This window comes from Inquilinus sp. (genome assembly GCF_057815775.1).
In genome coordinates this window covers 1-12672 of sequence record NZ_JBYRFX010000392.1, presented here as the reverse complement: position 1 = coordinate 12672, position 12672 = coordinate 1, and the positions used below count along the sequence as shown (strand labels likewise).

At 68.6% G+C, this 12672-nt stretch carries 11 protein-coding genes; 8 read left to right on the top strand and 3 right to left on the bottom strand.

The window, feature by feature from the left end; all coding sequences use genetic code 11:
- The coding region (recF, locus tag AC3XYG_RS14145; RefSeq protein WP_489140479.1) for a DNA replication/repair protein RecF at positions 1 to 835 on the top strand (835 nt) is incomplete at its 5' end.
- Between the two features lie 6 nt (positions 836 to 841).
- The gene (gyrB, locus tag AC3XYG_RS14140; protein WP_489140478.1) at positions 842 to 3298 is read left to right on the top strand and encodes a DNA topoisomerase (ATP-hydrolyzing) subunit B; all 2457 of its coding nucleotides are present in this window, start codon (positions 842 to 844) and stop codon (positions 3296 to 3298) included.
- 83 nt (positions 3299 to 3381) lie between these two features.
- Here gyrB and AC3XYG_RS14135 read toward each other — a convergent pair whose 3' ends face one another.
- From AC3XYG_RS14135 to AC3XYG_RS14125, 3 genes are all read right to left on the bottom strand, one after another.
- Positions 3382 to 4518 carry a branched-chain amino acid ABC transporter substrate-binding protein gene (locus AC3XYG_RS14135; protein ID WP_489140477.1) on the bottom strand — a complete coding sequence of 379 codons (1137 nt, stop codon included), beginning with the start codon at positions 4516 to 4518 and terminating at the stop codon, positions 3382 to 3384.
- 308 nt (positions 4519 to 4826) lie between these two features.
- Positions 4827 to 5831: an ABC transporter substrate-binding protein gene (locus AC3XYG_RS14130; protein WP_489140476.1), complete on the bottom strand. Its 1005-nt coding sequence runs from the start codon at positions 5829 to 5831 to the stop codon at positions 4827 to 4829.
- 83 nt (positions 5832 to 5914) lie between these two features.
- Positions 5915 to 6823: a LysR family transcriptional regulator gene (locus AC3XYG_RS14125; RefSeq protein ID WP_489140475.1), complete on the bottom strand. Its 909-nt coding sequence runs from the start codon at positions 6821 to 6823 to the stop codon at positions 5915 to 5917.
- Positions 6824 to 6987: 164 nt separating this feature from the next.
- Between AC3XYG_RS14125 and benA the strand changes: the two genes are divergently transcribed.
- The 6 genes from benA to AC3XYG_RS14095 form a co-directional block, all read left to right on the top strand.
- Positions 6988 to 8331: a benzoate 1,2-dioxygenase large subunit gene (gene benA / locus AC3XYG_RS14120; protein ID WP_489140474.1), complete on the top strand. Its 1344-nt coding sequence runs from the start codon at positions 6988 to 6990 to the stop codon at positions 8329 to 8331.
- 4 nt (positions 8332 to 8335) lie between these two features.
- Entirely contained in the window at positions 8336 to 8836 is a 501-nt protein-coding gene (benB, locus tag AC3XYG_RS14115; protein ID WP_489140473.1) for a benzoate 1,2-dioxygenase small subunit, read from the top strand.
- Positions 8837 to 8869: 33 nt separating this feature from the next.
- Positions 8870 to 9895: a benzoate 1,2-dioxygenase electron transfer component BenC gene (benC, locus tag AC3XYG_RS14110; protein WP_489140472.1), complete on the top strand. Its 1026-nt coding sequence runs from the start codon at positions 8870 to 8872 to the stop codon at positions 9893 to 9895.
- Positions 9892 to 10677 (top strand): 1,6-dihydroxycyclohexa-2,4-diene-1-carboxylate dehydrogenase, encoded by a 786-nt coding sequence (locus AC3XYG_RS14105; RefSeq protein WP_489140471.1) that lies wholly within the window; start codon positions 9892 to 9894, stop codon positions 10675 to 10677. The genes benC and AC3XYG_RS14105 overlap by 4 nt, the downstream gene beginning before the upstream one ends.
- A 55-nt stretch (positions 10678 to 10732) precedes the next feature.
- A complete protein-coding gene (catA, locus tag AC3XYG_RS14100) occupies positions 10733 to 11662 on the top strand; it encodes a catechol 1,2-dioxygenase (protein ID WP_489140470.1) in 930 nt (309 codons plus the stop codon).
- Positions 11663 to 11695: 33 nt separating this feature from the next.
- On the top strand, positions 11696 to 12672 hold a 977-nt coding region (locus tag AC3XYG_RS14095; RefSeq protein ID WP_489140469.1), incomplete at its 3' end, for a muconate/chloromuconate family cycloisomerase.

Genomic DNA, 12672 nt, shown 5'->3' with positions numbered 1-12672 from the left:
CCGCGTGGTGCGCATCGACGGTGCCCCCGCCAAGGGGCAGACCGCGCTCGCGGATCTGCTCCATCTCCTCTGGATCACGCCCGAGATGGACCGGCTGTTCGCCGACGGCGCCTCGGAGCGGCGGCGCTTCCTCGACCGCATCGTGATCAATTTCGTGCCCGACCACGCCCGCAAGCTCACCGCCTATGAGCAGGCGATGCGCGAGCGCAACCGGCTGCTGAAGGATGGCCGCCCCGACCCGGCCTGGCTGGCCGCGCTGGAAGACACCATGGCGGCCGCCGGCACGGCCGTCGCCGCGGCCCGGCGCGAGCTGGTGGCCCGGCTGCGCGGCGCCGAGTCGCTGATGGTGGACGGGCCGTTTCCGCGCGCCGATCTCGCCATCGACGGCCGGATCGAGGCGTGGCTTGACGATCGGCCGGCGATCGACGCCGAAGAGGCATTCCGCCGCCTTTTATGCGATAATCGCCGGATCGATGCTGCGGCCGGCGCGGCAACGGAAGGACCGCATCGCAGCGACCTGTCCGTCCATCACCGGTCCAAGGCAATGCCGGCGGCGCAGTGCTCGACCGGCGAGCAGAAGGCGCTCCTCATCGGCATCGTTCTTGCCAATGCCCGCCTGCTTGCCGGCGAACGCGGCGCCCCACCCCTCCTCCTCCTCGACGAGGTGGCGGCGCATCTCGACGAGACCCGTCGGACCGCGCTGTACGAGGAGATCCTGGCGCTCGGCGCCCAGGCCTGGATGACCGGAACCGATCCGGCGCTGTTCGCGCCGCTCGGGGACCGGGCACGTCACTTCGGCGTCGACGACGCCAGGGTGGCGGAACAAAACGGATGAAGAAGAATGTCGGACTCTGAGATCGCGAACGAAGACGCCTATGGTGCCAGTTCCATCACCGTGTTGCGCGGCCTGGAAGCGGTGCGCAAACGGCCTGGCATGTATATCGGCGACACCGATGACGGGTCGGGCCTGCACCACATGGTGTACGAGGTCGTCGACAACGCCATCGATGAATCCCTGGCCGGACATTGCGACACCATCACGGTGACGCTGAACGCCGAGGGGTCGGTGACCGTGACCGACAACGGCCGCGGCATCCCGGTCGCGATCCATGACGAAGAGGGCATCAGCGCCGCCGAGGTGGTGATGACCCAGCTGCACGCCGGCGGCAAGTTCAACCAGAAGTCCTACAAGGTCTCAGGCGGCCTGCACGGCGTCGGCGTCTCGGTCGTCAACGCCCTGTCGGAGACGCTGGACCTGCGGATCTTCCGCGACGGCCACGAATGGTTCATGCGCTTCCATGACGGCGAGAGCGAAGCGCCGCTGGCCGAGGTCGGGCCGCAGAACGGCCAGCGCGGCACCCATGTCACCTTCCTGCCGTCGACCAAGACCTTCACCAAGACCGAGTTCGATTTCGGCACGCTGGAGCACCGGCTGCGCGAACTGGCCTTCCTGAATTCCGGCGTGAAGCTGACCCTGACCGACGCCCGCGGGCCGGAGCCGAGGGTGGTCGAGCTGCATTACGAGGGCGGGCTGAAGGCCTTCGTCGCCTATCTCGACAAGTCCAAGCAGCCGCTGCATGGCGAACCGATCACGGTGACCGCCGAGCGCGACGGCATGACCGTCGAGGTGGCGATGCAGTGGAACGACAGCTATCACGAGACCATGCTGTGCTTCACCAACAACATCCCGCAGCGTGACGGCGGTGCCCACCTGGCCGGATTCCGCGGCGCGCTGACGCGGCAGGTGAACAACTACGCCACCGACAGCGGCATCCTGAAGAAGGAGAAGGTCGCGCTGACCGGCGAAGACGCCCGCGAGGGGCTGAGCTGCGTCCTGTCGGTGAAGGTGCCCGACCCGAAGTTCTCCAGCCAGACCAAGGACAAGCTGGTCTCGTCCGAAGTCCGCCCGGCGGTCGAGGCGGTGGTCAACGAGATGCTGGCCACCTGGTTCGAGGAGCATCCGAACGACGCCAAGCGGGTGATCCAGAAGGCGGTCGAGGCGGCCTCGGCCCGTGAGGCGGCGCGCAAGGCGCGCGACCTGACCCGGCGCAAGGGCGCGCTCGACTTCGCCTCCCTGCCCGGCAAGCTGGCCGATTGCCAGAACCGCGACCCGGCCGAATCCGAACTGTCCCTGGTCGAGAGTGATTCCGCAGGCGGCTCCGCCACGCAGGGCCGCGACCGCAAGTTCCAGGCCATCCTGCCGCTGCGCGGCAAGATCCTGAACGTCGAGCGGGCGCGGGTCGACAAGATGCTGGGCTCGGCCGAGATCGGCACGCTGATCACGGCGCTGGGCACCAGCATCCGCGACGAGTTCAACGCCGACAAGGCGCGGTACCATCGCATCATCATCATGACCGACGCCGATGTCGACGGCAGCCACATCCGCACCCTGCTGCTGACCTTCTTCTACCGCCAGATGCCGGAGCTGATCACCCGCGGCTACCTCTATATCGCCCAGCCGCCGCTATACCGCGCCGCCCGGGGCAAGGAGGCGGTGTATCTGAAGAACGACGACGCGCTCGAGGCCTATCTGATCGACAGCGGCATGCGCGACCTGGTCTTCACCCCGTTCGACGGGGCGCAGATCGCCGGCAACGACCTGCGGTCGCGGATCGAGCAGGCGCTGGAGGCCAAGCACCAGCTGACCCCGCTGATCCGCAAGGTCGGCAGCCGCATGGTGGTCGAGCAGGTGGCGATCGCCGGCGCCCTGGCGTCGCGCATCGTCAACGACCCGACCCTGGCGGCGGAGTCGGCGGCCTATATCGGCCAGCGGCTGGATGCGCTGGAGCCGGAATTCGAACGCGGCTGGCAGGGGTCGCAGCTGCCGCCGGCCGGCAACCATCCGGGCGGCCTGGTGTTCCGCCGCGTCCTGCGGGGCGTGACCGAGGGCCGGATCATCGATTCCGACATCATCCGGTCGGTCGAGGCGCACAAGCTCGACCGCTTGGCCGCGGATCTGCAGGCGCTGTACAAGCGGCCGGGCGTGCTGACCTGGATGAACCCCAAGGGCGCCGCCCAGGAATGGCCGATCACCGGCCCGATCGACCTGATCGACCGGGTGCTGGAACAGGGCCGCAAGGGCCTGGCCGTGCAGCGCTACAAGGGCCTGGGCGAGATGAACCCGGACCAGCTGTGGGAAACCACGCTGGACCCGAACGCCCGGGTACTGCTGCGGGTCGAGGTCAAGCATGCCGACGATGCCGAGAGCGTGTTCTCGACCCTGATGGGCGACGTGGTCGAACCGCGCCGCGACTTCATCCAGGAAAACGCCCTGAAGGTGACAAACCTCGACGTCTGACCGTCGTCCCGGAGGACGGCTGATACAATGAAAACGGCCCGGCGGATCTCTCCGCCGGGCCGTTTGCCGTCAACAGGTCAGGCTTACTTGGCGCCGACCTTGGCCAGCTCGGCCGGGGTCGCTTCGGCGTAGTTGCCGTTGCTCCAGACGTAGAACACGTAGTCGGTCTTGAGGCGGTCGCCCTTGGCGTCGAAGGACAGGTCGCCGATCACGGTCTTGTAGGCGCTGCCGTCATGCAGCGCCTGGGCCACCTTCGGGCCGTCGAAAGTCTTGGCCTTGGTCGCCGCCTGGGCCCAGGCCTGCACCGCCGCGTAGCTGTACAGGGTGTAGCCCTCGGGCTCGTACTTGTCGGCCCGGAACTTGGCGACCACGTCCTTGGCGGCCGGCGAATTGCGCTGGTCGGCACCGAAGGTCATCAGCGTGCCCTGGCCGGCGTCGCCGGTGATGCCCCAGAACTCCTGGGTGACGATGCCGTCGCCGGCGATGAACTGGGCCTTCAGCCCCTGCTCACGCGCCTGGCGCAGGATCAGCCCGCCCTCGTTCTGCAGGCCGCCGAAATAGATCACGTCGATCTTGGCCTGCTTCATCTTCGACACGACGGCCGAGAAGTCGCGGTCGCCGACGGTGATGCCCTCGTACAGCTTCTCCTGCAGGCCGGCCTTGTTCATCGTCGCCTTGGTCACGTCGGCCAAGCCTTTGCCGTAGGTGGTCTGGTCCTGGAGGATCGCGACGTTGCGGCCCTTGAACTTCTCGGCGATGAAGGCGCCGGCGACGGCACCCTGCTGGTCGTCACGGCCGCAGGTGCGGAAGGTGGTCTTCTGCCCAGCTTCGGTCAGCTGCGGGTTGGTCGAGCCGGGCGAGATCTGGACGATGCCTTCCTCGGCATAGACCGCGGAGGCCGGGATCGAGACCGCGGAATTGTAGTGGCCGATCACGGCCACGACGCCTTCGCCCACCATCTCATTCGCCGCAGACACACCCTGGCGCGGATCGGAAGCATCGTCGCCATAGACCACCACGACCTTCTGGCCGTTGACGCCGCCGGCGTCGTTCAGCGCCTTCACCGCCGCATCGGTGCCGCGCTTCAGCTGCTCGCCGACCGCGGCGCTCGGCCCGGTCAGCGGTGCGCCGAGGCCGATCTTCACATCGGCGAGGGCCGGGGTCGCCACCATGGCGGCCAGGGCGGCCCCCGCCAGCAGGACCCGCTGGAACTTCGTCATCACATTGCTCTCCCAAACGTCGACCGGTGACACTGGGCTGCAATCGGCAACCGCCCCGGTCCCCACGGGAGAACGTCTTATCGGCTAATAATAACGCGCGAATGTCACAGAACAATTCATCAGTTACAGTTGTAATTGATTGATTACGATAGAAAATCAGTATACCCGCGTCTCGCAATACGATCTTGGGCTGTCTATTCCAGAAAATTCAACCTGCTCGGGCCGAACGCCGAACAAATGCGGCGATATAAAGACGCTTGTCAGGCGATCAAGTCTGCACTTCGCCCATCTCTGCAGACATGATCCGATCAGCCCTTCAACGCATCTTCCAGGAACGTCGCATCGATGTAGCGCCCCGGATCGGCCAGATCCTTCTGTGGCCGGGCATAGGCGGAGCGCAACCGCAGCACCGTGCGCAGGCTGTCCCCGTCGATCCGCAGGTCCCGATAAAGGCCCTCGGACGGATCCAGCAGCGCGGCATAGGCGCGCTCGGCCTGCGGCCGCTCCATGCCCGCGATGCGGCGGGTCAGCAGGGCAACGGCTTCGTCGCGGTTCGCCCCGTCGGCCAGCCAGCCGATGGCGGCATGGAAGCCGCGGGTGAAGCCGGCCAATGGCTGCCTTAGCCGGTCGACCGTGCCACGCCGCGTCGCCGCGACGATGCCCTGATAGGCGCCGAGCGCGTCGCGCGCCCGTGCCAGGCGGCGAAAGCCCTTGGCCTCGGCCATGAGGTCGAGCGGCGTGTTCAGCAGGGTCGCGGCCTGGTCGCCCTGCAGCAGCGCCGCCAGCCGCTGCGCGCCGCCGCCGACCCGCACGAAGGTCACGTCGCCCTCCGCCAACCCACTCCCGGCGAGCATTTCGCGCAGCACGAAGGCGAAGCCGGTGGTCATGGCGTCGACCGAGACGGTGCGGCCCTTGAGGTCGGCGATGCTGCCGATGCCGGGCGCCGCCATCACGCTCAGCATGCCGTTGTCGACGCCGAACAGTGCGACGAAGTCGGCCGGGCCGGCGAGTTGCGCCTCGCCCTGCCCTTCGTCATAGGCGACGATGTTGTCGACCGAGGTCAGGGCGAGGTCGTAGCGGCCGTCATAGAGAGCCTTGGCCATCTCGACCGAATTCGGCGTGATCTCCAGCGACGGCTCGACGCCCTCGCGCCGGAACAGCCCCCGCTCCTGCCCAGCCCAGAACGGCAGGTTGGAAGCCCCGGCAAAGGCGACGATCTTCAGCGGCTGCATCGCTTGGGCTCTTCCTGTCTGCGAGAGGACGCCGATCCCCGCGGCGGCGGCCAGACCGATCATGTCACGTCGCGTCGGCATGTGGCCTTCCCGGTGGGGCGAGCATCTTCTGCAATCGATTGTGAAACAATTCGCAATCGATTGCAAATTCGCAATGCCGCGCGTCAGACGCCGAAGGCGATGCCGTCCTTGCGGTACATCTCGCGGACGATCTTCAGTATCAGCGCGATGTCGGGCGACCGGTCGTCCCGGCGGTGGCTGAGGATGATCGGCGTCAGCGCCTCCGCCTCGGCCAGCGGGCGGTAGACGACGCCGTCGCGCTGCAGGCCAGCGACCCCTGCCGGCACCAGGCAGAGCCCGATCTCGGCCGCGACCAGGCCGAGGGCCGTCTGCAACTCCCGCACCTCATGCACCGCGGCCAGCCGCAGCCCGCGGTCGCGGAACAGCGCCAGCACCTGGTCGGCATAGCTGGGCCTCGGCGCCTTGGGATAGACGATCAGCGGCTGTCCCGCGAGATCGCCGAGGCTCAGAGGACCATCCCCGGCCTGCAGCGGGTGGCCTTCCGGCAAGGCGACGATGATCCGCTCATTGCGCAGCAGCACCCGCTCGATCCGCGGGTCGTCGAACGGGATGCGGCCGAAACCGACATCGATCCGCCCCTCCTTCAGGGCGGCGATCTGCTCCAGCGTGGTCAGCTCCAGCAGGGTCAGCTCGACCTTCGGCCGGGCGGCGCGATAGCGCCGGATCACCTCCGGCAACTTGCCGTAGAGGGTCGAGGCGACGAAGCCGATGCTGAAGCGCGGGATCTCCGCCTCGCGCAGCCGGCGCATGGTCGCCTGGATCTCCTCCATATGGTCGAGCAGCCGCATCGCCTGTTCGTACAGCAGACGTCCGGCATCGGTCAGGCGCACCGGCCGGGTGCCGCGTTCGATCAGGGTGACGCCCAGCTCTTCCTCCAGCTGCTTGATCTGGCGGCTCAGCGGCGGCTGGGCGATGTGCAGCAGTTCCGCCGCCCGGGTGAAGTTCCGTTCGCGCGCCACGGCGGCGAAATAGCGGAGCTGGCGCAGGTCCAAGCTTGATACCCCCAGGGTATGGTTGCGACCAATTTAGTCTTGGACCCTGCCTGTCGGAAGGGGTGATCGTCCTCGGGCCAGAAGAGCAGACAGCCAGGGTATCGCTCGATACGGCGGACAGACCGCAGGGCGAAGATCCCGGCGACGACAGAGGGAAGGAACGCATGCTCGACACGATCCGCCAGGCCCTCGACACCGCCCTGACCGAGGATGCGGCCGCCGGCCTGTACCGCTGTGCCCGGGACATCTTCACCGACCCCGATCTGTTCGAGCTGGAGATGGCGACCATCTTCGAGGGCAACTGGGTCTATCTGGCGCATGACAGCCAGGCCCCCAACCCGAACGACTATTTCACCACCCATATCGGCCGCCAGCCCGTGGTCATCGCCCGCGACCGCACCGGCACGCTGAACGCCTTCATCAACGCCTGCAGCCACCGCGGCGCCATGCTGTGCCGGCACAAGCGGGGGAACAAGTCGACCTACACCTGCCCGTTTCACGGCTGGACCTTCAGCAACACCGGCCGGCTGCTCAAGGTGAAGGACCCGGCGGATGCCGGCTATCCCCAGGGCTTCAACTGCGACGGGTCGCACGATTTGACCCGGGTGGCACGCTTTGAATCCTATCGCGGCTTCCTGTTCGGCAGCCTGAATCCCGACGTGCCGTCGCTGGCCGAACATCTCGGCGAGGCAGCGAAGATCATCGACATGATCGTCGACCAGTCGCCGCAGGGGCTGGAGGTGCTGCGCGGGTCGTCGACCTATGTCTATGACGGCAACTGGAAGCTGCAGACCGAGAACGGCGCCGACGGCTATCACGTCAGCGCGGTGCATTGGAACTATGCCGCCACCACCAACCGGCGGAAGGACGCGGTGGAGCCCGACGCGGTGCGGGCGATGGATGCCGGCAGCTGGGCCAAGCAGGGCGGCGGCTTCTATTCCTTCGAGAACGGCCACCTGCTGCTGTGGACCCGCTGGGCCAACCCGGAGGACCGGCCGCTGTTCGAGCGCCGGGACGCGCTGGTGGCCGAGCATGGCACGGCGCGGGCCGACTGGATGATCGGCAATTCGCGCAACCTGTGCCTGTACCCGAACGTCTATCTGATGGACCAGTTCAGCTCGCAGATCCGGACCTATCGGCCGCTCGCGGTCGACAAGACCGAGGTCACGATCTACTGCATCGCGCCGAAGGGCGAGAGCGCCGAGGCGCGCACCCACCGCATCCGGCAATACGAGGATTTCTTCAACGCCAGCGGCATGGCGACGCCCGACGACCTCGAGGAGTTCAGGGCCTGCCAGCTCGGCTATCTCGGCCGGGCCGCGCATTGGAACGACCTGTGCCGTGGCGCCGAACACTGGATCCAGGGCGCCGATGAGGGGGCCGAGGCGATCGGGCTGAAGCCGCAGCTGAGCGGCGCCCGCACCGAGGATGAGGGCCTGTTCGTGGTGCAGCACCGGCACTGGCTGGACACGATGCGCCGCGCCGCCGCCGCCCGTGGGGAGGCCTGAGGCCATGAGCACCATTGCCTTCAGCCGTGCCGAGGCCGAGGCCTTCCTGTATCGCGAGGCCCGCTATCTCGACGACAAGGACTGGGATGCCTGGCTCGCCCTCTACAGCCCCGACGTCGAATTCTGGATGCCGGCCTGGGACGACGACGAAACCCTGGTCACCGACCCGCAGACCGAGATCTCGCTGATCTGGTACGGCCACAAGGGCGGGCTGGAGGACCGGGTGTTCCGGATCCGCACCGAGCGGTCGAGCGCGACCAGCCTGCCGGAGCCGCGGACCGGCCACAGCATCAGCAATGTCGAGATCCTGGAGCAGGACGGCACCGAATGCCGGCTGCGCTTCAACTGGGTGACGCTGAGCTACCGCTACAAGACCGTCGACACCTATTTCAGCACGTCGTTCTACACGCTGGACCTGTCGGGCGGATCGCCGCTGATCCGGCGCAAGAAGATCGTCCTCAAGAACGACTACATCCACCACGTGATCGACATCTATCACATCTGAGACAGGGGCCGGCGCCAGCCGCCGGGAACACCCATGGGTCACAGGATCGCCCTCAACTTCGAAGACGACGTCACCCGCTTCATCGACTGCGCGGCCGGCGAGACCGTGGCCGAGGCGTCGTACCGGGTCGGCATCAACATCCCGCTGGACTGCCGCGACGGTGCCTGCGGCACCTGCAAGGGCTTCTGCGAAAGCGGCGCCTATGACGCCGGCGATTATATCGACGAGGCGCTGACCGGGGACGAGGCGGCGCAGGGCTATGTCCTGCCCTGCCAGATGCGGCCGCAATCGGATTGCGTGCTGCGGATCGCCGCCGCCTCGACCCTGTGCAAGATCCGCGGCGGGTCGTTCCAGGCGAAGCTCGGCGCCGTCACCCGGCTGTCGGCCACCACCCTCGGCGTCTCGCTGCAGCTCGAACCGGCCGTGCCGCCGCCCGGCTTCCTGCCCGGGCAATACGTCAACATCCGGGTGCCGGGCACCGAGCACAGCCGGTCCTATTCCTTCAGCACGGCGCCGGGATCGGCCGAGGCCGGCTTCCTGGTGCGCGACATCCCGCAGGGGCTGATGAGCACCTGGCTGCGCGAGGCCGCGGTGCCGGGGGCCGCGATCGAGTTCAGCGGCCCGATCGGCGCCTTCTACCTGCGCGACATCCGGCGGCCGCTGCTGTTCCTGGCCGGCGGCACCGGGCTGGCGCCGTTCCTGTCCATGCTGGGCCGCATCGCCGAGACCGGCAGCGATCACCCGATCCACCTGGTCTACGGCGTCACCAGCGATGCCGACCTGGTCGAGGTCGAGCGGCTGGAGCGTTTCGCCGCGCAGGTGCCGGGCTTCAGCTTCGCCTGCTGCGTCGCAGCAGTGGACAGCGCCCATCCGCGCAAGGGCTATGTCACCGCCCATGTCACGGCGGAGCATCTGCACGGCGGCGATGTCGACGTCTATCTCTGCGGCCCGCCGCCGATGGTGGAGGCGGTGCGGACCGATCTGCGCGACCGCGGCGTCACCCCGGCGAATTTCTACACCGAGAAATTCGCGCCCAGCGGCACGGCGGGCCGGGCATGAGCCGCCCCGACCGCTTCACCGGCCGCACCGCCATCGTGTCAGGAGCGGCCCAGGGCATCGGCCGCAGCGTCGCGCTCGGCCTCGCCGCCGAGGGCGCCCGGGTGGTGCTGGCCGACCGCTCCGCTTTGGTCGAGGAGGTCCGGCACGAGATCGCGGCAACCGGCGCCGAGGCGCTGGCCGTGACCGCGGATCTCGAGACCTTTTCCGGCGCGACCACTGTCATGGACCGGGCCCGCGACCGCTTCGGCCGGATCGACATCCTGGTCAACAATGTCGGCGGCACGATCTGGGCGCGGCCCTATGCCGAATATGACGAGGCGCAGATCGAGGCGGAGATCCGCCGGTCGCTGTTCCCGACCCTGTGGTGCTGCCGCGCCGTGCTGCCGGCGATGCTGGACCAGGGCGGCGGCGTGATCGTCAACGTCTCCTCGGTCGCCACCCGCGGCGTCAACCGCGTGCCCTATGCCGCGGCGAAGGGCGGGGTGAACGCCATCACCGCCAGCCTGGCCTTTGAATATGCCGGGCACGGCATCCGGGTCTGCGGCGTCGCCCCCGGCGGCACCGAGGCGCCGCCCCGGCGCATCCCGCGCAACCCGGCGGCGCCGAGCGCGCAGGAGGCTGAATGGTACCGCGCGGTGGTCGACCAGACCGTCGCCTCCAGCCTGATGCGGCGCTACGGCACCACCGAGGAGCAGGCGATGGCGATCCTGTTCCTGGCCTCGAACGAGGCCTCCTACATCACCGGCGTCACCCTGCCCGTCGCTGGTGGCGACCTGGGATGACGGCCGCCCCATCGGCCGCGAGCAACAAGCCAGCCAAGACATGGAGGAAACCGAGATGACCCATCCCCTGCTGACCAACAGCCCGACCAAGGACCTGCTGGACCGCATCGCCGGCCTGGACAGCGCGGCCGGCGACCCGCGCCTGAAGCAGATCGTCCAGCGCGTGGTCTCCGACCTGTTCCGGATCATCGAGGATCTCGACGTCAAGCCGGCCGAGTTCTGGAGCGCCGTCAGCTACCTGACCGAGCTGGGCCAGGCCAATGAGGGCGGCCTGCTGGTCGCCGGGCTCGGCATCGAGCATTTCCTCGACCTGCGGCTGGACGAGGCCGAGCGCCGCGCCGGGCTGGAGGGCGGCACGCCGCGCACCATCGAAGGGCCGCTCTACATCGCCGACGCCCCGCTGTCGCAGGGCGAGGCGCGGCTGGATGACGGCGGCGAGCAGGGCGAGGTGCTGTTCATGGGCGGCCGGGTGCTGGACACCGAAGGCCGGCCGGTCGCCGGCGCCATCGTCGATGTCTGGCACGCCAACACGCTGGGCGGCTATTCCTTCTTCGACCCGTCGCAGGCGCCCTGGAACCTGCGCCGGCGGATCGAGACCGACGCCGAGGGCCGCTACCGCTTCCGCTCGCTGCTGCCGTCGGGCTATGCCGTGCCGGTCGGCGGGCCGACCGAGCGGCTGCTGAGCGGCATCGGCCGGCATGGCCATCGCCCCGCCCATATCCACTTCTTCGTCTCCGCCCCCGGCTTCCGCCAGCTGACCACCCAGATCAACATCGACGGCGACGCCTATCTGCATGACGATTTCGCCTTCGCCACCCGCGACGAGCTGATCCCGGCGGTCCGCCGCATCGACGACCCGGCCGAGATCCGCGCCCACGACCTGAACGCGGCCTTCGCCCGGATCGAATTCGACTTCACCCTGCACCAGGCCGTCGCCACCGCGCCGGACACGGTGGTGGCCCGCGCCCACGCCAAGGCCGCCTGACCCCTGACCTTCCGTCCCGAACCCGAGGCCTTCATGCCCGACACCCTGGCGCTGCCGACCAGCGACCTTGCCCGCGATCTCGCCATCGCCGAGATCCGCAGCACCATCGTCGACGTGCCGACCCGGCGGCAGCACAAGCTGTCGTCCCTGTCGGTGACGGCGCAGAGCTACGTCATCGTCGAGCTGCGCCTGGCCAATGGCGCGGAGGGCATCGGCGAGGCCGCAACGCTGGGCGGGCCGCGCTGGAGCGAGGAGACGGTCGAGAGCATCAAGGCCGCGATCGACCACTACCTCGCCCCGGCGCTGCTCGGCCTGCGCGCCGACCGGTTCGAGGCCGCCGGCGCCCGCATGGATGCGGCGGCCAAGCGCAACACCGCCGCCAAATCGGCGATCGAGACGGCGCTGTTCGACGCCGTCGGCCGCACGCTGGGCCTGCCCGCCAGCCTGCTGCTGGGCGGCGTGGTGCGCGACCGGGTGCCGGTCTTGTGGACCCTGGCCTCCGGCGACCCGGCGCAGGAGATCGAGGAGGCGGAGGCCAAGCTGGCCGCCCGGCTGCACCGGACCTTCAAGGTCAAGATCGGCGCCCAGCCGGCCGAGGCCGATCTGGCCCGGCTGCGCCGCCTGGCCGGCGCGCTGGGCGATCGGGCGGCGCTGATCGTCGACGCCAACCAGGCCTGGGACGAGACCACCGCCGTGCGCTGCCTGCCCGTCCTGGCCGAATTGGGCATCCGGCTGGTGGAGCAGCCGCTGCCGGCCTGGAACATCGCCGGCATGGCCCGGCTGCGTGCCCGTTCCACCGTGCCGCTGATGGCCGATGAATGCGTGTTCTCGGCGCATGACATGCTGGCCGTCGCCCAGGCTGCCGCGGCCGATGTGGTGTCGCTGAAGCTGGTCAAGCATGGCGGGCTGCTGAACACGCGCAAGGTGGCGGCGGTGGCGGAGGCAGCGGGCATCGGCCTCTATGGCGGCTGCCTGCTGGAAAGCTCGATCGGTGCGGCCGCCCATCTGCA